The organism is Bradyrhizobium sp. SRL28 (genome assembly GCF_018596315.1).
Classification (GTDB): domain Bacteria; phylum Pseudomonadota; class Alphaproteobacteria; order Rhizobiales; family Xanthobacteraceae; genus Bradyrhizobium.
Genome location: NZ_JAHEAG010000001.1, coordinates 457,546 through 478,528, shown reverse-complemented (window position 1 = coordinate 478,528; position 20,983 = coordinate 457,546). Strand labels below are relative to the sequence as shown.

Sequence of the window (20,983 nt, the reverse complement as noted above, 5' to 3'; positions counted from 1 at the left end):
AGACTCCGGCTATTTCTTGTCCAGTTCGGCAAACACTTCCTTGGCGTTACGGAAGGCGTCTACGCCGGCTGGCACGCCGCAATAGATCGCGACCTGCATGAACACCTCGCGTATCTCTTCGCGCGTGGCGCCGTTGGTCAGCGCGCCCCGCACATGGGTCTTGAGTTCCTGCGGCCGGTTCAGCGCGCACAGCATCGCCAGGTTGAGAAAGCTGCGGGTCTTGTGCGAAAGGCCTTCGCGGCCCCAAACGTAGCCCCAGCAATATTCCGTCGTGAGGTCCTGCATCGGCCGGTTGAAGTCGTCGGCCGATGCGATCGCCTTGTCGACGAACTCGTTCCCCAGCACGCTCTTGCGGATCTGGAGGCCTCGATCGTATGTCGCCTTGTCCATTTTGCTATCCAATCTTCAGTTAGGTTTTCGGCCAGAACGGCTGGGCAAGCGCCAGTTGCGGCGGGAATACCGTGACCGGTACGCCGGATTGCCACTGCACGATGGTCATCCCGGCGCCGACGCGGCGGCCCTTTTCGTCGAACTTGATTTCGCCGAGCGGGTAATATTTGGAGGGACCGGCATCCATGGTGCGCAGCGCGTCGGCGACGGCAACGCGATCAGCCTTGCCGGCTTTTTCGAGCGCGTCCTTGATCACCCACATGTCGCCATAGGTGGAGATCGCGTTCTGCGTCATCCACGGTTCCTTGTAGCGCGTCTTGAGTTCGGCAATGAGGGCCTCGTGCCCTTTGGCGCCCCAACTGGCGACGCAGGTGAGCAGGCCCTGCAGCAATTCCGGGCTTACGGTCTGCAGCATGTCGGGTTCGGCGATGGCGATGCCGAACGAGATGGTCGGAATCTTGCCTTGCCCGAGGCCGAACTCGTTCATCTTCTCGAGCAGCAGCTTGGCGTCGGAAATCACGGTCGGCAGGAAGAACAGCAGGTCAGGTTTCGCCGACCGGATTTTCTGAACCAGCGGGGTGGCGTCGGCGAGCGGCGGGGTAAAGGTTTCGTCGACGATCAGTTGCAGCCCGTTTTCGGCAAGCAGGCCGTCTCGCATCGCCTTTGCCGAAGAAACCGATGCCGCGGTGTTGTCGGTGATGATCGCGACCGTCTTGGGTTTCTTGCCTGAGGCCGTTTCCGCCAGCTTCACGATCTGGGGCAAGGCCTGTTTTGCCTGCGATCCCGCCGTTGCCGAGGTCTGGAAGACATATTTGAAGCCGCGATCGGTAATGAGATCGGAGTAGGAGAGGGTGAGGACTGGAAGATTGGCCCGTTCCGTGACCTCCGTGACGGCCAGCGTGAATGAACTGAGATAAGCACCACTTGCGGCCACCAGATCGGTCTCCTGGGCGACCATGCGTTGCGCGGCGTTCTTGGCTTTCTCGGTCGTATCGCCGGAATCGAGCACGACCAGCTTGAGCTTAGCGCCGCCGAGCGACTTGATACCGCCCTGCGCATTGATGTGTTCCACCCCCATCTCGGCGCCGTGGCGCATCACGGCTCCCGGGCGCGCATAGAGACCCGAGATCGGCACCAGCAATCCGACCTTCACTTCGGACGGTTGCTGAGCCCACACCCGAGACGAGATCAGACCGGCGGATGCGCCGGCGAGCAGGCTACGCCGTGTCAATGCGGCCCGGGTATTTTTTGTCATGACTATTCCTCCCTGAAATGTTTGAAACGCGTTGCGATCAAGCTTTCTTCGGCCAGAACGGAGCGGCTAATGCGAGGTCGGACGGAAAGACGGTGACGGGCACGCCGGACTGCCATTGCACGATCACGACGCCGGCGCCGACACGGCGGCCCTTTTCGTCGAACTTGAGCTGACCACCGGGGTAGTGTTTCGACGGACCGCCGTCCATGGTGCGGAACGCCTGCGCAACGGCAAGGCGGTCGGCCTTGCCGGCTTGTTCGAGCGCGGCCTTCATCAGCCACATGTCGCCATAGGTCGAGATGACGTTCTGCGTCATCCAGGGCTCTTTGTATTTTGCCTTCAACTCGGCGATCAAGGCTTCGTGGCCCTTCGAGCCCCAGTTGGCGACTACCGTCATGATGCCCTGCACGGCGTCGGTGCTGACGCTTTGCAGCATGTCGGGCTCGGCGATCGTGATCGAGAAGGAGACGGTCGGAATTTTGCCCTGGCCGAGCCCGAACTCGTTGATTTTTTCCAGGCCGAGCTTGGCATCTGAAATCGCGTTGGGCATGAACAGCAGCAGGTCCGGGCGGGCTGACCTTACCTTCTGAATCAGCGGCGTGGCGTCCGAAAGCGGTGGCGTCCAGACTTCCTCCACGACCAGTTGCAGGCCTTCCTGCGTAAAGATCTTCTCCTTGAGCGCCTTGGCGGTCGCAACCGACGTCGCCGTGTTGTCCATCAGCATCGCCACCGTCTTCGGGCGCTTGCCGGATGCGGCTTCCGCGAGCTTCATCAGTTCGGGCAGGCCGAGCTCCGATTGCCGGCTCGCAGGCGCCGCCGTCTGGAAGATGAATTTGAAGCCGCGCTCGGTCAGCAAGTCCGAATAGGACAGCGTGAGCATTGGTAGTTCGGCGCGCTCGGTGACCTCGGTGACCGCCAGCGTGAAGGAGCTCAGATAGGAGCCGGTTGCTGCAACCAGATCGGCCTCCTGGGCGACCATGCGCTGCGCCGCGTTCTTGGCCTTTTCCGTGGTGTCGCCACAATCGATCACGACAAGCTTCATCTTCGCTCCGCCGAGCGATTTGATGCCGCCTTGCGCGTTGATGTGCTCGATGCCCATTTCGGCGCCCATGCGCATCACCTGACCCGGCCTTGTGTAGATGCCCGACAGCGGCACGATCAGGCCCACCTTGACCTCGGCCGGCTGCTGCGCGCGTGCCACCGTCGACAGGCCGATAGCAGCCGCACCTGAGAGCACGGTCCGCCGCGTCAGCGATGTCTTCGAGTTCCTGCCGGATAGGTTGTCCTCAATCTTTTCCTGGCCCATTTTCGTCCTCCCAATGGTGTTGTTCGTTGGTTACATGCCGAGGTAGGCCTTGCGGATGCGATCGTCCGCCCGCAAGGTTTGGTTGTTGCCTTCGAGTGCGACACGGCCTGCCTCCAGAACGTAGCCGTGGTCGGCGGATTCGAGCGCCTCTGCCACGCGCTGTTCGACCAGCAGGATCGTCAGGTTTGATTGCCGGCGGATTTCGATCAGCCGCTCGAAGATGAAATCCGCGATCGTGGGCGCGAGACCCATGGAGGGTTCATCCAGCATCAGGAGCTTGGGCGAGCCTGCGAGCCCGCGGCCGATCGCCAGCATCTGCTGCTGTCCGCCCGAGAGCGTACCTGCGAACTGGCCGCGGCGTTCGGCGAGGATCGGCAGCCATTCGAAAATGCGCTCGATGTTGCGTTTCCAGTCGCGCTGGCCAGCCTCCGTCATCGCACCCATTTCGAGGTTTTCCATCACGGTGAGCGAAGGAAACACCTGACGGCCCTCCGGGACGTGGGCGATGCCGAGATGCGCGCGTTGCGCCGGCCGGATCGCCAGCAGGTCGTGATCTCCGAATGTGATGGTTCCCGCGCTTGGGCGCACGATACCGGAAATCGTCTTGAACAGCGTGGTTTTGCCGGCGCCGTTCGGTCCGACGATGGCGACGAACTGGCCTTCCTCGACCTTGATTGAGACGCCGTTCAACACGGGAATTGCGGAATAGCCGGCGGTCAGCCCTTCAATGCGGAGCATGGGCCACCCATTTTTTGCCGAGATAGGCCTCGATGACGCGGCTGTCGCGGGTCACCGCTTCAGGTTCGCCCTCGACGATAACGGCGCCATGGTCGAGCACCAGGAAACTGTCGACCAGGCGAACCATCGCCTGCATCGTGTGTTCGATGATCGCGATCGTCATGCCGTCGCGGGCCAGCCGCTGGATTACGGCTACGACCTCGTTGGCTTCGTCATGGCCGAGGCCTGCGAGCGTCTCGTCGAGCAGCAGGATACGTGGCTGTCCGGCCAGCGCGCGGGCGAGCTCCATCAGGCGTAATTCCTTGGTCGTGAGTTCACCGGCGATGCGGTCGGCGATTTCGGACAGGCCGACGCGGGCAATCGCGTCAGTCGCCAGTTGCCTTGCCTCGGCATCGGTCTTGGCGCGGACATAGGCTCCGACCACGACGTTGTCCGAGATCGACATGCGCAGGAACGGGCGCATGATCTGGAAGGTGCGGCCGATGCCGGCCTCGCAGAGTTCGTGCGGCTTGCGGCCGGACATCTCGCGTCCGTCGAGGAGAATCTCGCCCGTACCTGGCCGAAGGAAACCATTCAACAGGTTGAACAGCGTGGTCTTGCCGGCCCCGTTGGGGCCGATGATCCCGAGGATCTCGTTTCGCCGCAGCTTGAAGCTGACATCCTGAACGGCTTTCAATCCGCCGAAGGAACGCGACAGGTTACGTACTTCGAGAACGACGTCGCCTGTCCCAGTGGGTCGTTTGGCACGCGCTGGCGCCGGTGCGGCGGGGACGGCAGCCGCGACCGGAACATCCGGTGCGCTCAACTTCGCCGCAGCCGATGGTGCCGACCGCTTGCGCAGGAAGTCACGCACTTTCCAGAACAGGCCCTCAGGCGCGAGAAGGATGACGCATATGATGGCGAGGCCGTAGATCACCCCCTGAATGCCGGGAAAGCGCGAGCCTGCTTCGGCGTTGAGCGTTTCCGCGAGTGGGATCAGGATCACCGATCCGATCACCGGCCCCCAGACCGTTCCGACACCGCCAAACATGGCGACCGTCAGCGCCTGGGCCGACACCAGCATGCCGAATACGGATTGCGGGGTCACCACCAGCAGCACGACCGCGTAAAATCCGCCAACCGCTCCGGCGATGGCTCCGCTGACAGTGACGGCCCGGAGCTTCCAGGCCAGCGTGTTGATCCCCGCGGCTTCCGCGGCGGCCTCGTTCTGTTTGATCGCCAGCAGCGCCATGCCGAAGCGCGATCGTTCGATCGCCCGCGTCAGCAGGATCGTGCCGAGCATCATCGCCAGCGCCAGCAGCGTGTAGAGACGGTGATCGGCAAATTGCATATAGGCGATCGGATTGTCGCGCTTGATTGGCAGCGTGACTTCCTGAAGGCCGAGCCATTCGAACACATAGAGAATGGCGAGCGGGTAGGCGAGCATCGCCAGCGCGAAGTAGTGGCCCTGCAGGCGGAAAGTCGGAAATCCGATCAGCAATCCGGCAATGCCGCCGAGAATGGCTGCGATGGGGATCATGATCCACGGCGACAGATCGAAATGGATCTGGCCGAGCACGACGGCATAGGCCCCGACGCCGAAGAAGGCCGCATGACCGAACGATATCAGCCCGGTGTATCCGCTGAGCAGGTTCCACGACAGGCCGAATATCGCCCAGACCGGAACCAGCGTCATCACCAACTGGTAATAGGAATTGGTCACGCTCAGCGACACCGCCGCATAGAGTGCGGTGAACACAATGATAGGCAGCAGCGATCGCCATCCACGCATGGTCATGTCCTCTCGACCATGCGCCCGAAGAAACCTTGCGGGCGGAAGAAGATGATCAGAAGAAACACCACGAAGATCGCGGCGTTCTGCAATTGCGTCGGCAGGATCAGCGTGGACATCTGCTGGACCAGGCCGATCGTCATGCCGCCCCAGAAGGCACCGACAATGCTGCCCATGCCGCCGAGCACGACGCCGGCGTACATGACGATGACGTATTCGACTCCGACAAAGGGGTGAAATGGATAGTTGGTGGCGAGCAGGCCGCCGGCAATGGCGGTGATACCGGTGCCGAGCGCGAAGGCAATGCGGTGCGCGCGATCGACGTCGATACCCATATAGGTCGCCGCGGTGGGGTTGTCGGCAGCGGCGCGCAGCGACTTTCCGATCCGCGACCGCGTGATCATGAGCGTCAATAGCAACATCGTCACCAGCGAAACAACCGCGTCTATCCCGCGCGCCTTGTTGATGAAGACGCTGACGTCATAAAACAACGGTCCAAGCTCCCACGCCGAACTCGATAGCGGCGTTCGGATCGATGCCAGCACCGAACCGAACACGAGCAGGCCGCCATTCTGCAGGATCAGCGCGATCCCCAGCGTCAGAATGAGCTGGGCATAATGACCCTCGCCCTCGAGCGAAGAGGTGCGCGTGCCTGATACGCGCGAGATCAGTGTCAGGTGGACGAAGTAACCGAAGACAGCCAGCACCGGGCCGGCCAGCAGGATTGCGACAAACGGTCCAAAGGTGTTGCCGAACGTGGCCTGAACGCCGAGCGCGGTGAAGAAATAGAACGCCGCATACATGCCGAGCATCATGAAATCGCCCTGGGCGAAATTGATCACCCGCATGACGCCGAAAATCAGCCCGAGCCCGACGCACATCAAGCCGTAGACCGCGCCGATCAAAAGTCCGGCGGACAATGCTTGCAGGAAGCCTTCCAGTGCCTGGGTCACCGGAGACCTCGCGCGGGAAGGGAGTATCCCGGTTTCGGATCAGCTATAGATATGGCCGCGTCGGCCGTCTCCGGTTTGAACATTGTGCCCCCCATTTTCCGTTTGTCGTTATCGATCATGACGCTGGCCGCAGTCGTTGCTCTGTCGGTTCGAGTCGGCACCGGGCGGCGATGACGCGGCTGTCCGGAAGCGATGTGCAATCGTCGACGAGTTCTTCCAGATGCCGTGCGCGCTTGTCGCCGATGACATCGCAAGCAGCTTGCCGAAAGCGGACACGGATTTCCTCCGGCGTCGCGGCAATGACATTGTCGAGACGCTGATGGATGGTTTTTCCACCGCGCAACCCAACAAGGACCTCGGCGCCCTGGTTCGCGGGGAACGCGGCGGTAAGGCCAGGATCGCTTTGCAAATCGGTCCGTTCGACGAGGCGCAGAATCCTGAGATCGCCGACATCAGCGTAATTTTCCTCTTCGAGCGCGCCGCGCGCCAGCACGGCGGCGACGCTGAAGGGAATGCTCATCTTGGCTTGCAACGCATTGTGAAATGGCCCCTTGGAGTCACAGCCGGGGTAGCGGGCCGCCGCTTCGGGGACCCGGATCGCAACGGTCGCGATGTCTTCCGCTGTCCCGAGTTCGCGCGCGGCGCGCAGGGCTGCCTGCGCCGCGGTCTGCGCGAAATTGCAGGCGGGAGCGGGCTTGTTGTAGACGGCCATGATCTCGGGCTGCGGGCCGGCAAACAACCGGATCTCGGACGGAGCAGGCTGGCGGCGGAAGGCGGCGAACAATCCGGCCTCGCCCTCGAGGATTGTTTCCGAAGCGACGGCGCCGGCCTCGGCCAGTTCGATCGCGGCAATCGCGTTGCGCGCGGCAAAGCCCGGGTGGAAATACATCTCGGAGCCGCCCGCGCGCGGCCATTCGTTCAGGCCGGACGATGTGTTGGCGGCAATGGCAATCGCGCTGGTTGCGGCATCTTCGGTAAGGCCGAGGGCATAGCTTCCCGCTAGCGCTGCGCCGAGTGGCGCAACAAGGCCGGTCGGCCGGTAGAGGCGGGCGAGGTCGGCGGTAAAGAGCGCGCGGCCGATCTGCGCGCCGGCCTCATAGCCGATGATTGCGGCGGCAAGGAATGATGCGCCGGATAGCGATGTTCGCTCCGACAATGCGAGCAGGGTCGGCCAGATCACCACGCCATGGTGGCAGATGCTGGCGGCGTGCATGTCTTCGCGCACCAGGCCGTGGCCCATGGTGGCGTTGGCGAAGGCCGCATCACCCGGCGAGGCGAGGGTGTGGGTGCCGATGACGGTCGCGCCGTCTCCAACCTCGCGTGCGATGCCGATCGCCTGGCGGCTCCACGGATGATTTCGCGCCTCGAAGGCACAGGAGAGAAAATCCAGCAGGCAGATTTTCGCCTTGGCGATGACTTCGGCATCGAAGCGACCGGGATCGACGGCAAGTGCGGCGCGCGCCAGCGCACGCGCCAATGAAACTTCGCCTGGTCCAGCAGATCCGATCGTCATGGCAATCGTCCCTCGCGCGACGCCCGGGTCTAGCCGCGCATTTCCACGCCGGCCCATTCCTCCAGCACTTTTGCGATCGAGGTGAAGTCGGATGAGGCGCCATATTTGGCGTTGGTGATGGCGAGCATCTGCCGGACCACCGAGCCGCAGACCATCGGGACGCCCATCGCCTCGGCTTCATCGACGCAGAGCCGAACGTCCTTGTAGGAGAGGCCGGTGGTAAATCCGAAATCGAACGTGCCGGGAAGCACTGCGCGGGGGAATTTATCTTCCGAGGCGCTATTGCGACCGCTGCTGGCGTTGATGATATCGATCAGCACCTTGGCGTTGACGCCGCCCTTGACCCCCATCGCCACCGCTTCGGAGGTGATCACCAGTGCTGCAGCCGCCATCAGATTGTTGGCGAGTTTCGCCGTCTGTGCCGTGCCCGGCTTGTCACCGGTGTAAAACAGCTTTCCGAAGTGCTTCAGGATCGGCTCAACCCTTTCATAGGTCGCCTTCGGGCAGGACACCATCACCGCGAGCGTGCCGTTCACCGCGCCCTTGATGCCACCGCTGACCGGCGCATCGACCAGCGTCAGGTTTCTCGGTTCGAACCCTTTCGCGATCAATTTGGCCGCGCCGGGTCCGGTGGTGGACAGGTCGATCAGGACCGTGGCGCGGTTTCCGGCAACGATTCCATCGGGCCCCAGCGCAACCGCCTTGACGATGTCCGGAGTCGGGAGGCTTGCCAGCACGATGTCTGCGCTCGATGCGACTTCGGCGGGCGATTTCACAAGCCGTGCGCCACGCGCAACCAGTGCTTTGGTCGCCTCGCTCTGCGAATCGTAAACGCACAGCGAATAGCCGGCGTCGAGCAGACGCCCGGCCATCGGTCCACCCATGCGGCCCGTGCCGACAAAGCCGATTGTTTCTGCTGCTGCCATGGTTCGCTCCCTGTCGCGCCGCAAGCACGGGCGCTTTCTTGTTCTTGCCGCGCCAGGGTTCCCCGGTCGCGTTTCGCCGAATGTCAAGATTGTCAGTCAATCTGTCAAGCATAAGATTCTTGTCGACAGGCGATGCCGCGCCGGAATAGGGTCGGAAAAACAAGATCCGAGGAACTCGCTCAGTGCGGCAGGATGAAGCGCAAGGCGCCGGCACAATTTTCGCCGATTTCGTTGCTGGCACGTTGTGGGCGGATGTTGCCGCGCATAATCACGAAGCTAAACGCTCGATCCTGAATTTTTTCGCCACCGCGCTCGGTTCGGCATATGACCCCGCCGTCAGCGCTGCGTTGCGCACGTTATTGCCGTTCAGCGGTGCAGCGACATCTGCGGTCATCGGCCGTCCGGAACGGCTCGATGCGCTGGGCGCGTCGTTCGTCAACGCGGTTTCGGCCAACCTGCTTGATTTCGACGATACCCATCTGGACACCATCATTCATCCGGCCGCGCCCGTCGCAGCGCCGGTTCTGGCGTTGGCGCAAACGCGGGGATTTTCGGGGCAGGCTGTTCTCACGGCATTCATTCTTGGTGTGGAAGTGGAATGCCGCATCGGCAACGCGGTGTCCCCTGGACATTACGCGCGTGGCTGGCACATCACCTCGACTTGCGGGGTGTTCGGTGCGGCCGCGGCCTGCGCGAAACTGCTCGAGCTCCCGGCGGACCAGATTTCGAATGCGATCGGAATTGCCGCCAGCCAATCGGCCGGGATCGTCGAAAACCTGCCGAGCGCCGCCAAGAATGTCAGCGTCGGCAACGCGGCGCGCAACGGCCTGTTCGCGGCATTGCTCGCGGCAGAAGGCTATTCCGCATCGCCGCGGGCCATTGAAGGGCCGCTCGGTTGGGCCCGCGCCATGGGGGACGTGCCAGATACTGCACGCTTGACGGGCGGTCTCGGCAGGACCTGGGAGATTACGAAAAATACCTACAAGCCCTATCCGGCGGGCATCGTGTTTCATGCGGTGATCGATGCCTGCTTCAATTTGCGGGCGAAGCTGAACCAGCGCATCGATGATATCGCCTCCATCACGGTGCAGGGCTCGGCGCTGCTGCTGGCGCGCGGCGACCGGCCGGTTCGTAACGAACGCGATGCACGGGTCAGCATTCATCATTGCGCCGCCTGTGCGCTGCTGTTGGGTGCGGCCGGCGTCACCGAGTTCGCGGATGCGACCGTATTTCGACCGGACATCGTGTCCCTGCGCCAGAAGGTGAGGGCGGCGCTTGACGCTTCGCTTCCGGATGGTGCCGCGCGCGTCATTATCCAACTGACGTCGGGAGAGACGCTCAGCGAGATTGTGATGGAAGCGAAGGGCAGTCTTGCCGATCCGCTGTCGGACCGCGATATCGAAGCGAAACTGCGCGATTGTGCGCGGTTGGGTGGCGCCGGTTGGGATATGGATCGCATCATCGATGATGTGTGGCGTCTCGATACGCTTGCGGACGTCTCGGGCCTGATGAGGGCGCACGGCTGAGCCGCGCTGCCTTGAAAAAGAGTACTCAAACCGTGGAAGGAACCAACGATGAGCGAATTGTTCGAAAAAGGCCTGAAGGTCCGCAAGGAAGTGCTCGGCGAGGACTACGTCAACAAATCCATCGCCGGCGCCGACGAGTTCACCCGGACGATGGCGGAATGGTCGACTGAATTTTGCTGGGGGGCATTGTGGACCCGTCCGGGACTGGACCGCCGCACCCGCAGCATCGTTAATCTGGCGATGCTCGGGGCACTGAACCGGCCCCACGAACTGAAGCTGCACGTCAAGGGGGCGCTAAAGAACGGCCTCACCAAGGACGAGATCAAGGAGATCCTGCTGCAGGTCGGCGTGTATTGCGGCATCCCCTCCGGAATCGATGCCTTCCGGAATGCGCGTGAGGCGTTCAACGAGGTGGAAGGAAAATGACAGGGTTGGCAGGCTGCGCTCCTGCTGTCTTTGCTGGCTACAGCTTGTCCGACAGCCGCTCGCGCAGCAGCCAGACCCGATCGCTGCCCCAAAAGAGCTCGCCTGTATCCTGCAGCACGAATGTCGGGACGCCGAAAACGCCCCGCTCTTCAGCCTCCGCAGCGATCGCTCGGCATTGGCGGGCCCCTTTGCCGGATGCGACCAGCGCGTCGAAAGCGCTGCCATCCGCGCCCGCCTCGATGAGGAGGGCCCTTATCACTCGCGCGTCTTCGATATCGAGGTCGCCGCGCCAAAAGCGCTCGCAGAGCGTATCGTGATAGCAGCGGAACACGGGATCGTGCGTCTGTGAGGCAAGCAGCATGCCGATATGCGCGAGAGTGGGGTCGAAGATTTTAGTCGTGCCGCGGATGATCAAGTCCCGCCGGGCACCAAGGCGCCTTGCATCCATGTAGAGATAGCGAACCTTGCGCCAATCCCGGTCGGTTCGCTCTTCGACTGCGCCGCCATAGGCTCCCTCGAAATCGGTGGTGAAGGGTTGCCAGAGCAGCCTCACGCCGAAATCCCGTGCGAGCGCGTAGGCTTCTTCCTTCACGAGGTAAGAGAACGGGCTGCGGTAATCGACGTAGAGAATGACGGTTGAGGTCATATCGGATCTGTTCACGGCAATCCGTTCGCGCTCGACCGATACTGGGGACTGCCGAACAGATTTGTCCGCGCTTCCTCGCTCTTTGTGACGTCAACCCATTGATCGAGCAGCAGCTTGATGCCTCGCTCTACCGCCGGGCGGGCACGGATGGCCGCATACCATCGCGAAACGCGCGGCAGATCATCGAGGCTCTGGTTCGCCATCTTGTGGATGCGAACCCAGGGAAAGCAGGCGATGTCGGCGATGGAATAATCTCCGGCAAGGTAGTCGATCCCGTCGAGCTGCCGTTCCATCACGCACAACAGGCGCCGGCCTTCCTTGGTGTACCGCTCAATCGCATAAGGCACTTTCTCGGTGGCGTAGCGATGGAAATGCTGCGCCTGGCCGAGCATCGGACCAAGCCCTCCCATCTGCCACATGAGCCATTGCATCACCCCGGAACGCGCCCGCGGGTCCGACGGCATGAATTGTCCGGTCTTCTCGGCAAGGTATACGAGGATCGCGCCCGTCTCGAATACTGTGAGTGGTTTGCCGCCGGGGCCATCTTCATCGACGATCGTTGGCACCTTGTTGTTCGGGTTGAGCGCGAGATAGTCAGGATTGAATTGAGCGCCACGGATGATGTCGACCGGATGTACCGTGTAGGGCACACCGACTTCCTCAAGCATGATCTGGACTTTATGACCGTTCGGCGTTGGCCAGGTGTAGAGGCGAATCATTGGCGGCCGTTCAGGTTGGCTGTTTGCAAGGGCGTCCGCGGATATGCATTCTAGATATATTTGGATAACACTGTTATTATTTTGTCAAGTCGTCCTGCGAAGACCGCCGCTTGCGTCGGCACGCGAGGGTTCGATGTAGCGGCGATCGAGCGGCCAGCAGAGTGCGATGGCCAGTTCAACTATCGAAGATCACAGCAAGAAGCGGTGGCAGATCAACAGGCCGATTGAAGCCGCAATCAGCTGCCCCTTCAGCGCCGCGATCGGGGTGCTGCCGTGCCACGATAGAACGTTGCCAGACATTCATCGACCAGCAGCTCCACATCCACCGACAGGATCTTGAGGCGACCGGTCCTGAACATGAGCAGCACGCCGAACATCCAGGAGGCTCCGGCGATCGCCCTCTCATGTTTTTCCGAAGCCTTCACCAGGCCGTCGGCTTCCAGTGCGTCAGCCGCGGCAGCGTAGACACGCCTCAGTCGGACATTGAGCTCCCGGTTCAGTTCATTGCCTACGCCGGCAGGTTTGGCTCCTCCATACAGGTAGAAGCCAAGGTCGTACTCGGCTGGCCTGTCGCGGAAATATTCGAACCAGGCGCGCAGGGCAGCGGCGCCCTTGTGACCAACCCTGGCCGCGGCGGCCGCTTGTTCCACAGCACGTGCCATGTCGCTCAGGGACTCGCGGAGAATGTCGGCGTAAACCTCCTCCTTGCTCGCATACTGCGCGTAGATGGCGCCGGTCGTATATCCGGCCGCCTTGGCAATCTCGCGAACCGAGGCACCGTGCAAGCCGACCTCGACGAAGACCCGCTTGGCCGCGTCCCGGATCAGTTCCCGCTTGAATGCGCTCACGGCGGCCTTGCGCCTTTCGACGTCTGGATCCGAAGGGCTTGCCATGGGTTGCTGCCGACTTTCGCTCTTTTGCACTTCAAGGGGCGGCCACGGGATCGTTCCCGTCGATGCCGCTCACGTTTGTCGCCGCGAGTCGCGCTACAGGTCAACCCAAGGGCGGAAATTCATCCCCGACATTGAAGACCGCTTGCGTGACCTTGCGTTCGATTGGACTATCGGGATATTCTAATAACGTCGTTATGTAAAGCGCTCCCTTGTGCTTGGGGACGGGTGGTCATGCCGATTTCGCGCGTATCAGGGAGGGGTGGCGGCACAATGATTATCGACGCTTGGATGCAGCATCCGAACGCGGAGTGGATCCACAATCCGATGTTCGACTCGCTGCGCCGGTGGAAGCCCGGCAAGTGGTCGGAGACGAGCCAACCCGTCGAGGCGACCCTTGCGGAGATGGATCAGGCTGGTGTCTCGATCGGCATGCTCTGTGCGTGGCACGGCCCGTCCGGACCGATGATCAGCAATGACGAGGTGGCGCAGCATTGCCGGGCTCATCCCGGCCGTTTCGTCGGTATCGCGTCGGTCGATCTCTATCGGCCGATGGATGGTGTGCGCGAGCTTCGTCGTCGTGTGAAGCAGGATGGTTTCAAGGGGCTACGTGTGCTCCCTTGGGTGTGGGGCCTGCCGCCCGATGACCGGCGATACTATCCGCTGTTTGCGGAGTGCTGCGAGCTCGACATTCCCTTCTGTACGCAGGTCGGACATGCCGGGCCGCTCAGGGAGTCGGAGCCCGGGCGACCCATCCCCTATCTGGATCGTGTTGCGCTTGAGTTTCCCGAACTGCGCATCGTCGGCGGCCACATTGGTGTGCCATGGCTCTGGGAGATGCTCTCGCTGCTGATGAAGTATCCCAACGTCTTCATCGATACGTCGGCGTACAAGGTCAGCCGGTATCCCAAAGAACTGGTCGACTACATGCGCGGCAATCCAAGGCACCGCATCCTGTTCGGATCGAACCACCCGTTCTGGCCGGCGGGCGAATGCGTCGCCGGTCTCGACGCGCTCGATCTCGGGGAGTCCGCCAAAGCCGCATTCCTCGCCGGCAATGCGGAACGCGTATTCAAGCTCAACTGAGAGCGCAGCTTCGGCTCTGGCGCGAGCCGGCCGCTCACCAACCGTGAAGGAATGCAACATGCCCTGGACTATCGAGCGTAAACACGACCACGTCGTTGTGGTGACGATGAATACCAACAAGGTCAATGCGCAAAACCCGACATTCTTCGCCGATCTTCACGCCGCGTTCGATCGCCTCGAGACGGAGTTCAACGAATGTGCCGTCGTTCTCACCGGGACGGGCAAGGTGTTCTCGGCGGGCCTCGACCTGGATCATCACTTCGCCATGTACGCGCGCCGCAATCTCCGGGAGATCGACGATTGGTTCGCTGCGTATCGCGCCACCAATCTTCGCCTGTTCACCTATCCCCGGCCCACCGTCGCAGCGATCAATGGCCATGCCTATGCGGGTGGGTTCATCACGGCGATCGATTGCGACTATCGGATCGCGACGCAAGGCGCGCTGCAGTTTGCGTTGAATGAGGTGCCGATCGGAATTCCGATGCCGGCGGTTTATTGCGAGATCATCAAATATGCGATCGGCACGCAGGCCGCGTCCGAGTTCACGCTGTTCGGACAGGTCTACGACCTGGAGGCCGCAAGCCGGATGGGCGTCGTGCAGAAGACGGTGGCGTCGGACCAGCTTCTGGATGCCGCCGTCGCCTGGGCCGCTCACGTGACGCCTGACTGCTATCCGGCCTATGCATTTTCCAAGCGCGCCTTACAGGCAACGACGATGGCCGCCATCGATTCGGCGGCGCGACTAGATCTGGATTTTCTGTCGCGGGGCATGTCGGACCCCAGGAGCCTGCGCGCGAATGCCCGCCGCTACCGCGAGCTGAAGGGTAGGGAGATCACCTGGCCGCTGCCAGCCTGAGACCCTCAGTCATGGTTCTGGCGGGTCACGCGTTGGAACCGCTCGTTTTCGACAGGAACCGTTCAACCACAGAGTAATGCACTCGGGGCAATTGTCATGAACAGCGAACTGATCGAGCGCCTCGGCGCGTTGAGCACGCCGCACCTGGCCGATGCCTGTCTCAGGACCGGCGTTGTCGTGCGGTGCGCACCGGCGTCCCTGCGGCCGATAGCGACCGCGATGCGGTGCGCAGGTCGGGTTCGGCCGGCGCGTCACGTCGGCAGCGTGGATGTTTTCCTCGAGGCTCTGGAAGCGGCGGAGCGCGGCGACGTGCTTGTGGTTGACAACGGAGGTCGCGTCGACGAGGCCTGCGTGGGCGACCTGGTGACCCTTGAAGTGCGTAACGCAGGTCTGGCGGGCATCGTCATCTGGGGACTGCATCGCGACACCCCCGAGCTTCTCGAGATCGGACTGCCTGTCTTCTCCCTGGGCACGCTACCCACCGGGCCTCAGCGGCTCGATAAACGTTCGCCCGACGTTCTCGCCTGGGCTCGGGTGGGAGATTGGGTGGTCAGTTCCGATGATCTGGTAGCGTGCGATGCAGATGGCGTAGTCTTCCTTCCGGGCGAGCGGTTGGCCGAGATCGTTCAAGCTGCAGAGATGATCAGGACAACGGAACGCCGTCAGGCCGGCGAAATGCACGCGGGCCGGAGCTTCAGAGACCAGGCGGCGTTCGGGCAATACCTGGCGCGGCGTAGGCAGAATCCGGCGTTCGGCTTCCGGGAGCACCTCAGGCTGATCGGTGGAGCGATTGAGGAATAGCAATCTTACCAGTCGACCTTGACCCCTTCCCGCGCCTCGGATTGAACGGTATCAAGAAGGCGCTCGGGCGGTGAGTTTTCGCGCTCGAAGCCAGCACGGGATCGTCACATGGCATTTGAACTTTTCGCACTCACGGGTAAGAGGGCGCTCATCACCGGTTCCTCGCAGGGCATTGGCTTAGCGCTTGCGCAAGGCCTTGCCGAGCACGGCGCCGAGATCGTCCTGAATGGCCGTGACGCAGCCAAGCTTGATGCGGCCGCGGCGAGACTGGCGGCCGCCGGGCACAAGGTGTCGGTGGCCGGCTTCGACGTGACCCAGGCGCAAGCCGCCAGGGACGGTGTCGAGGCGATCGAGAAGAATACCGGCGCGATCGATATCCTGATCAATAACGCCGGCATGCAGTTTCGCTCGCCGCTCGAGGATTTCCCCGTCGAGAAGTGGGAGCAATTGCTCGCCACTAATATTTCGAGCGCGTTCTATGTCGGCCAGGCCGTCGCCCGTCACATGATCCGGCGCGGCCAGGGCAAGATCATCAACATCGCCTCCGTGCAGAGCGAGCTCGCGCGTCCCGGTATCGCGCCCTACACGGCCACAAAGGGTGCCATCAAGAATCTGACCCGCGGCATGTGCACCGATTGGGCCAAATACGGCCTCCAGGTCAACGCGATCGCGCCGGGTTACTTCAAGACCCCGCTCAACCAGGCGCTTGTCGACAATCCGGAATTCTCGAGCTGGCTCGAAAAGCGGACACCGGCGGCCCGCTGGGGTAATGTCGAGGAACTGGTCGGGGCTGCGGTGTTCCTGTCCGGCAAGGCTTCGTCCTTCGTCAACGGACATACGCTCTATGTCGATGGCGGGATCACCACCAGTCTCTAGGTCTGTGCCGCTGGAGTGCAACAATGAAAGCCGTCGTCATTCATGCGGCCCGCGATCTGCGGGTCGAGGAACGCGAACCCGAGACAGCCGGTGCGGGACAGGTCGAGATCGCCGTCGAGGCCGGCGGCATCTGCGGATCGGATCTGCATTATTTCAACCATGGCGGCTTCGGCACCGTGCGGGTGCGCGAGCCGATGATCCTCGGTCACGAGGTCGCCGGCACCGTCAAGGCGCTGGGTGGGTCGGTGTCGGGCCTCGCGATCGGCGACCGTGTCGCGGTGTCGCCGAGCCGGCCCTGCAACGCTTGCGACTATTGCCTGAAGGGCCAGCAGAACCAGTGCCTGAACATGCGCTTCTACGGCAGCGCGATGCCGATGCCGCATATCCAGGGGGCATTTCGTCAGCGTCTCGTCGCCGAAGCCTGGCAGTGCCACAAGGTCGCCGACGGCGTCTCGATCAATGAGGCGGCCTTTGCGGAGCCATTCGCGGTCGTCCTGCACGCCGTCAACCGTGCCGGATCGCTGCTCGGCAAACGGGTTCTTGTGACGGGATGCGGTCCGATCGGCGCATTGGCGATCATCGCGGCGCGTCTCCACGGTGCGCGCGAGATCGTAGCGACTGACGTTGTGGCCGCGGTTTTGGAGAAGGCGCTTCAGCTCGGTGCTGATCGAACCATCAATGTCGCCAGCGATCCCGATCAGCTCGGCGCCTATTCGGCCAACAAGGGTTATTTCGATGTCCAGTTCGAGGCGTCCGGCAACGAGCGGGCCGTTCGCTCGGGGCTAGAGGTGCTCAAGCCGCGCGGCATTCTGATCCAGCTCGGTCTCGGCGGCGATGTCTCCATTCCGCAGAACCTGGTGGTGGCCAAGGAAATCGAAATGCGCGGGACCTTTCGCTTCCACGAGGAGTTCGGCCTGGCGGTCGACCTCATCAACCAGAAGAGAGTGGATCTGACGCCGCTGCTGACCGGTGTCTTTGGACTGGACGAGGCGATACACGCCTTCGAGATCGCGGGGGATCGCAGCCAATCCATGAAGGTTCAGCTCAGCTTCTGAAGTGGCATGTAATTCTACATGCCTCGAAAGGTAGTAACGCTATTGCGCGCTGTCGCGTTCGCCGTCGGCCAAATCATCTGCCGGCGACGAGGTGACCCGCATTCCGTTTCTGCCTGAGGAAACGACGCGCCAGCTTGATGAAATTTTGCACCACCATCGACGTCTCGTCTTTTCTGAAGACGAGAAACACGTCGGCGGACGGCGGCGAGGGCCTGATGGGTCTGAACACGATCTCGTCGGTCGTGAAGCGGGCTATTGATTGCGGAACCAGGGCAACGCCGAAACCCGCTGCGATCAGGCTGGGCACTGACTGCGCATCGACGACTTGCTGGGAGACCCGCGGCAGGAAGCCGGCGTCGATGCAGCATTTCTGTATATAGCGCGCAAATTGGGAGCTCTCCGGCTGCAGGACGATGTGGTCCTCCGACGCAAGGTCGCCGAGGGCGATGCGCTTGCGCCGGGCGAGCGGATGGTCTTTTGGCATGGCCACGACGACCTCTTCAGACCACGCGAGTTCGCTGCTCAAAGCGTCCTCGGTGGGAATGCTTCGATTCAAGCTGATGTTCGTCGTTCGGTTGAGAAGGGCTGCGATCTGCAGGGCCGGTGCCTGTTCATGCACCGTCATCTTCACCGCAGGCGCATCCTTCCGGTATGCAGCCAGCAGATCGGCCAGGCGCCCGCGCAAGATGGAGCCAGTCGCTCCGATATCGAGAGAGCCGACCAGGCCGGCGCCAATCGCGCGGACCTCGTCTTCCGCCAGTTTGATCTGCTGCTGAATGGCGCGGGCGCGTGCGAGCAGCGCTTCTCCGGCCTGCGTCAGCTCGACCTTGCGGCTGGTCCTATAGAGGAGTTGCGTCCCCAGCGCAGCTTCGAGTGCCTGGATTTGCTGGCTCAGCGGGGGTTGGGAAAGGTTCAGCCGCCGCGCCGCGACGGTGAAGCTGCACTCCTCGGCCACGGCGATGAAATATCTAATTTGACGGAGATCCATAGCGATATCCTCTTGATCGTGTCGTTCTATATATTGGACACTTGACCCGGCGTGGTCAACGAATAGGGGGATGTGCTGCTTCGGTTGATGGGCCAGGGCGAGGCGCCGTGTCGCGAAGGTCGAGGCGGGCAGGCGGGTCGGCGCGGCCGGGCAACAGCCCGGGGGCGGGGAGCAATCGGTTTCGAAGCGACGTCAACGTCGCCGTCAAAACAATAGCGGCATCGGCCGTGGGCCGACCAAGCCGCATTCATGGAAACGCCAACCAAGTGGGGAAAGCCGTGCCAAATATATTCAAGTCACTCTTCTTCCAGGTCGCCATTGCGCTCGGACTGGGTATTGCACTCGGCATGGCCTACCCTGACGTTGCCCTTCAGATGAAACCGCTGGGCGACGGCTTCATCAAACTCATCAAGATGCTGGTTCCGGTGATCGTGTTTTGTGTCGTCGTGCACGGCATCGCCGCTGCCGGGGATCTCTCGAAGGTTGGACGGGTCGGGGTGCGCGCGCTCATATACTTCGAGGTCATAACGACGATTGCCTTGGTGCTCGGCATTGCGCTCGCCTATTACTTCGAGCCCGGCGTTGGCATGAACATCGATCCGAAGACGCTGGATGCAAAAGCGCTGAGCGGCTTCAGCCAGACCGCAGCCCAGGTTTCCGGCGGCGGCGTCTCGGAATTCCTCATGAAGCTCATACCTTCGACCGTGGTCGGAGCGTTCACGACCGGCGACATCCTGCAGGTATTGATCGTCTCGATCATGTTTGGCTGCGCCGTCTCCCTGTGCGGCGAGCGGGCCAAGCCGGTGGCGGATTTCATCGGGCGCGTCAGCGACATCATCTTCAAGATGATGAATTTCGTCGTCAGGCTGGCGCCGCTCGGTGTCTTTGGGGCGATTGCATTTACCGTCGGCAAATATGGTATCGGCTCGCTCAAGCAACTCGGCGGCCTCGTCGCCCTGTTCTATGTGGCCGTGGCCGTCTTTGTCGTCGTGGTGCTGGGCGCGGTCATGCGCTTTTCCGGCTTCAGCCTGTTCAAGCTGCTTCGTTATTTCCGCGAAGAGCTGACGATTGTTCTTGGCACGGCGGCCGGAGACAGCGTGCTGCCACAGACCATGCGGAAGCTCGAGCTCCTCGGCATCAAGCCGTCGACCGTTGGGCTGGTCATTCCGACCGGATACTCGTTCAATCTCGACGCGTTCTCGATCTACCTGACGCTGGCGGCCGTATTCATTGCCCAGGCCACCAACACGCCGCTGGCGACGGGTGATCTTCTGGCCATTCTCGGCATTGCGCTCCTGACCTCGAAAGGTGCTCACGGCGTCCCGGGCTCGGCCATCGTTGTCCTTGCGGCGACACTCGCGGCTATTCCGGCCATTCCAGCCATCGGATTGGTGCTGCTTTTGTCGGTGGACTGGTTCATCGGTATCGCGCGCGCGCTGGGCAACTATGTCGGAAACTGCGTTGCCACGGTTGCCGTCGCCTCATGGGAAGGCGACATCGATCGGGAAAAGGCGCATCGCGTCTTGAATGGCGAGGCCGCCGCCATCGATATCGACACATCGGTCGATCCCGTCGGTATCGCTGCATCCGGAGCGCAGCTTCAGACGTCCTGAGACCATGCATCAGTGGGTCCGGCACCGGTCAGACAAAGCGGTGGTCGTGCCGGACCACATCGTCGATGATCCCGTTTTTGGATCTGCGACGGATGGGAGTTGAGCGATGATAGCGCTTTCGATTGCGCCTTTGACAAAGGCAGGGTTTGCGCCATTCGGCGAGGTGGTGGAAACCGCAGACGTGAAGCCGAAATTGATCAATGAAGGCTTTGCGGAGCGTTTTGACGATCTGGCCAGCATTGACGTCGCCATGGAAGGTGGAGAGGTCAACGTCAGTCTGTTCATCGGCTCTGCAAGGTCAGCTCCGCTCGTCATCAAACTCATGGAGCGCCACCCGCTGGGCAGCCAATTGTTCATGCCGTTGAGCGGAGCGCCCTGGCTGGTGGTGGTGTGCACCGATCCGGATATCTCTTCAAGCTACCGGGCATTTGCCGCATCGGGACGACAGGGCGTGAACTACGCGCGAAATTGCTGGCATCATCCGCTGCTCGTCGTCGGGGACGCCAGTCCGTTCGTCGTGATCGACCGTAAGGGGTCGGGCAGCAACCTCGAGGAAAGGTGGCTTGAAGCGGCAAATTGGCTGCACGTCGCGCCATATGGTGCGGCGGAAGCGAACCCGGACATCACGGCGAAGCCGGGCTAGCGGCCC

At 62.1% G+C, this 20,983-nt stretch carries 21 protein-coding genes; 9 read left to right on the top strand and 12 right to left on the bottom strand.

The features are described 5' to 3' along the window. Positions 1 to 9 precede the first annotated feature (9 nt). The 8 genes from KIP88_RS02020 to KIP88_RS01985 form a co-directional block, all read right to left on the bottom strand. Positions 10 to 390 carry a carboxymuconolactone decarboxylase family protein gene (locus tag KIP88_RS02020; RefSeq protein ID WP_214486147.1) on the bottom strand — a complete coding sequence of 127 codons (381 nt, stop codon included), beginning with the start codon at positions 388 to 390 and terminating at the stop codon, positions 10 to 12. Between the two features lie 19 nt (positions 391 to 409). Beyond that, complete coding sequence (locus KIP88_RS02015) at positions 410 to 1,645, bottom strand: ABC transporter substrate-binding protein (RefSeq protein ID WP_214486146.1); 1,236 nt, start codon at positions 1,643 to 1,645, stop codon at positions 410 to 412. Positions 1,646 to 1,682: 37 nt separating this feature from the next. Continuing rightward, positions 1,683 to 2,951, bottom strand: coding sequence for an ABC transporter substrate-binding protein (locus KIP88_RS02010; protein ID WP_214486145.1), 1,269 nt, complete (start codon positions 2,949 to 2,951; stop codon positions 1,683 to 1,685). A 30-nt stretch (positions 2,952 to 2,981) separates the two neighbouring features. Further along, positions 2,982 to 3,689 (bottom strand): ABC transporter ATP-binding protein, encoded by a 708-nt coding sequence (locus tag KIP88_RS02005; protein ID WP_214486144.1) that lies wholly within the window; start codon positions 3,687 to 3,689, stop codon positions 2,982 to 2,984. Continuing rightward, positions 3,676 to 5,466, bottom strand: coding sequence for an ATP-binding cassette domain-containing protein (locus KIP88_RS02000; RefSeq protein WP_214486143.1), 1,791 nt, complete (start codon positions 5,464 to 5,466; stop codon positions 3,676 to 3,678). The genes KIP88_RS02005 and KIP88_RS02000 overlap by 14 nt, the downstream gene beginning before the upstream one ends. Beyond that, positions 5,463 to 6,413 carry a branched-chain amino acid ABC transporter permease gene (locus KIP88_RS01995; protein ID WP_308163176.1) on the bottom strand — a complete coding sequence of 317 codons (951 nt, stop codon included), beginning with the start codon at positions 6,411 to 6,413 and terminating at the stop codon, positions 5,463 to 5,465. The genes KIP88_RS02000 and KIP88_RS01995 overlap by 4 nt, the downstream gene beginning before the upstream one ends. A gap of 115 nt (positions 6,414 to 6,528) precedes the next feature. Continuing rightward, entirely contained in the window at positions 6,529 to 7,926 is a 1,398-nt protein-coding gene (locus KIP88_RS01990) for an MmgE/PrpD family protein (RefSeq protein ID WP_214486142.1), read from the bottom strand. 29 nt (positions 7,927 to 7,955) lie between these two features. Then, positions 7,956 to 8,876, bottom strand: a complete 921-nt coding sequence (locus KIP88_RS01985) for an NAD(P)-dependent oxidoreductase (RefSeq protein WP_283848475.1) — start codon at positions 8,874 to 8,876, stop codon at positions 7,956 to 7,958. A 158-nt stretch (positions 8,877 to 9,034) separates the two neighbouring features. On the opposite strand from KIP88_RS01985, the gene KIP88_RS48110 reads away from it, so the two are divergent. Together KIP88_RS48110 and KIP88_RS01975 are read left to right on the top strand one after the other, a co-directional pair. After that, complete coding sequence (locus KIP88_RS48110; protein WP_214486140.1) at positions 9,035 to 10,378, top strand: MmgE/PrpD family protein; 1,344 nt, start codon at positions 9,035 to 9,037, stop codon at positions 10,376 to 10,378. Positions 10,379 to 10,426: 48 nt separating this feature from the next. Beyond that, a complete protein-coding gene (locus KIP88_RS01975; protein ID WP_214486139.1) occupies positions 10,427 to 10,804 on the top strand; it encodes a carboxymuconolactone decarboxylase family protein in 378 nt (125 codons plus the stop codon). Positions 10,805 to 10,841: 37 nt separating this feature from the next. On the opposite strand, the gene KIP88_RS01970 is transcribed toward KIP88_RS01975, so the two are convergent. The 3 genes from KIP88_RS01970 to KIP88_RS01960 form a co-directional block, all read right to left on the bottom strand. Then, a complete protein-coding gene (locus KIP88_RS01970; RefSeq protein WP_214486138.1) occupies positions 10,842 to 11,450 on the bottom strand; it encodes a DsbA family protein in 609 nt (202 codons plus the stop codon). A gap of 11 nt (positions 11,451 to 11,461) precedes the next feature. Further along, positions 11,462 to 12,169, bottom strand: coding sequence for a glutathione S-transferase family protein (locus KIP88_RS01965; protein WP_214486137.1), 708 nt, complete (start codon positions 12,167 to 12,169; stop codon positions 11,462 to 11,464). Positions 12,170 to 12,417: 248 nt separating this feature from the next. Continuing rightward, positions 12,418 to 13,017: a TetR/AcrR family transcriptional regulator gene (locus tag KIP88_RS01960; RefSeq protein WP_214486136.1), complete on the bottom strand. Its 600-nt coding sequence runs from the start codon at positions 13,015 to 13,017 to the stop codon at positions 12,418 to 12,420. A 315-nt stretch (positions 13,018 to 13,332) separates the two neighbouring features. Here KIP88_RS01960 and KIP88_RS01955 point away from each other — a divergent pair, with 315 nt between their 5' ends. From KIP88_RS01955 to KIP88_RS01935, 5 genes are all read left to right on the top strand, one after another. Continuing rightward, on the top strand, positions 13,333 to 14,145 hold the full coding sequence (locus tag KIP88_RS01955) for an amidohydrolase family protein (RefSeq protein ID WP_249790459.1): 813 nt from the start codon (positions 13,333 to 13,335) through the stop codon (positions 14,143 to 14,145). A 58-nt stretch (positions 14,146 to 14,203) separates the two neighbouring features. After that, the gene (locus tag KIP88_RS01950) at positions 14,204 to 15,001 is read left to right on the top strand and encodes an enoyl-CoA hydratase/isomerase family protein (RefSeq protein WP_214486134.1); all 798 of its coding nucleotides are present in this window, start codon (positions 14,204 to 14,206) and stop codon (positions 14,999 to 15,001) included. A 96-nt stretch (positions 15,002 to 15,097) separates the two neighbouring features. Further along, complete coding sequence (locus KIP88_RS01945; protein WP_214486133.1) at positions 15,098 to 15,802, top strand: RraA family protein; 705 nt, start codon at positions 15,098 to 15,100, stop codon at positions 15,800 to 15,802. 108 nt (positions 15,803 to 15,910) lie between these two features. Next, positions 15,911 to 16,678: an SDR family oxidoreductase gene (locus tag KIP88_RS01940; RefSeq protein WP_214486132.1), complete on the top strand. Its 768-nt coding sequence runs from the start codon at positions 15,911 to 15,913 to the stop codon at positions 16,676 to 16,678. A gap of 23 nt (positions 16,679 to 16,701) precedes the next feature. Next, positions 16,702 to 17,733: an L-idonate 5-dehydrogenase gene (locus KIP88_RS01935; RefSeq protein ID WP_214486131.1), complete on the top strand. Its 1,032-nt coding sequence runs from the start codon at positions 16,702 to 16,704 to the stop codon at positions 17,731 to 17,733. A 73-nt stretch (positions 17,734 to 17,806) separates the two neighbouring features. Here the strand turns inward: KIP88_RS01935 and KIP88_RS01930 are convergent, their stop codons facing one another. Continuing rightward, positions 17,807 to 18,721, bottom strand: a complete 915-nt coding sequence (locus KIP88_RS01930) for a LysR substrate-binding domain-containing protein (protein ID WP_214486130.1) — start codon at positions 18,719 to 18,721, stop codon at positions 17,807 to 17,809. Positions 18,722 to 18,999: 278 nt separating this feature from the next. On the opposite strand from KIP88_RS01930, the gene dctA reads away from it, so the two are divergent. Further along, a complete protein-coding gene (dctA, locus tag KIP88_RS01925; protein ID WP_214486129.1) occupies positions 19,000 to 20,334 on the top strand; it encodes a C4-dicarboxylate transporter DctA in 1,335 nt (444 codons plus the stop codon). Between the two features lie 106 nt (positions 20,335 to 20,440). Beyond that, complete coding sequence (locus KIP88_RS01920; protein WP_214486128.1) at positions 20,441 to 20,977, top strand: ureidoglycolate lyase; 537 nt, start codon at positions 20,441 to 20,443, stop codon at positions 20,975 to 20,977. The last annotated feature ends 6 nt before the right edge of the window (positions 20,978 to 20,983 follow it).

Excerpts from the sequence above, each read along its gene's own strand:
- KIP88_RS02020 (WP_214486147.1), bottom strand. The coding sequence starts at position 390 with ATGGACAAGGCGACATACGATCGAGGCCTCCAGATCCGCAAGAGCGTG.
- KIP88_RS01975 (WP_214486139.1), top strand. The coding sequence starts at position 10,427 with ATGAGCGAATTGTTCGAAAAAGGCCTGAAGGTCCGCAAGGAAGTGCTC.
- KIP88_RS01955 (WP_249790459.1), top strand. The coding sequence starts at position 13,333 with ATGATTATCGACGCTTGGATGCAGCATCCGAACGCGGAGTGGATCCAC.
- KIP88_RS01930 (WP_214486130.1), bottom strand. The coding sequence starts at position 18,721 with ATGGATCTCCGTCAAATTAGATATTTCATCGCCGTGGCCGAGGAGTGC.
- KIP88_RS01950 (WP_214486134.1), top strand. The coding sequence starts at position 14,204 with ATGCCCTGGACTATCGAGCGTAAACACGACCACGTCGTTGTGGTGACG.
- KIP88_RS01970 (WP_214486138.1), bottom strand. The coding sequence starts at position 11,450 with ATGACCTCAACCGTCATTCTCTACGTCGATTACCGCAGCCCGTTCTCT.
- KIP88_RS02000 (WP_214486143.1), bottom strand. The coding sequence starts at position 5,466 with ATGACCATGCGTGGATGGCGATCGCTGCTGCCTATCATTGTGTTCACC.
- KIP88_RS02005 (WP_214486144.1), bottom strand. The coding sequence starts at position 3,689 with ATGCTCCGCATTGAAGGGCTGACCGCCGGCTATTCCGCAATTCCCGTG.
- KIP88_RS02010 (WP_214486145.1), bottom strand. The coding sequence starts at position 2,951 with ATGGGCCAGGAAAAGATTGAGGACAACCTATCCGGCAGGAACTCGAAG.
- KIP88_RS01940 (WP_214486132.1), top strand. The coding sequence starts at position 15,911 with ATGGCATTTGAACTTTTCGCACTCACGGGTAAGAGGGCGCTCATCACC.
- KIP88_RS01935 (WP_214486131.1), top strand. The coding sequence starts at position 16,702 with ATGAAAGCCGTCGTCATTCATGCGGCCCGCGATCTGCGGGTCGAGGAA.
- KIP88_RS02015 (WP_214486146.1), bottom strand. The coding sequence starts at position 1,645 with ATGACAAAAAATACCCGGGCCGCATTGACACGGCGTAGCCTGCTCGCC.
- KIP88_RS01920 (WP_214486128.1), top strand. The coding sequence starts at position 20,441 with ATGATAGCGCTTTCGATTGCGCCTTTGACAAAGGCAGGGTTTGCGCCA.
- KIP88_RS01965 (WP_214486137.1), bottom strand. The coding sequence starts at position 12,169 with ATGATTCGCCTCTACACCTGGCCAACGCCGAACGGTCATAAAGTCCAG.
- KIP88_RS01945 (WP_214486133.1), top strand. The coding sequence starts at position 15,098 with ATGAACAGCGAACTGATCGAGCGCCTCGGCGCGTTGAGCACGCCGCAC.
- KIP88_RS01990 (WP_214486142.1), bottom strand. The coding sequence starts at position 7,926 with ATGACGATCGGATCTGCTGGACCAGGCGAAGTTTCATTGGCGCGTGCG.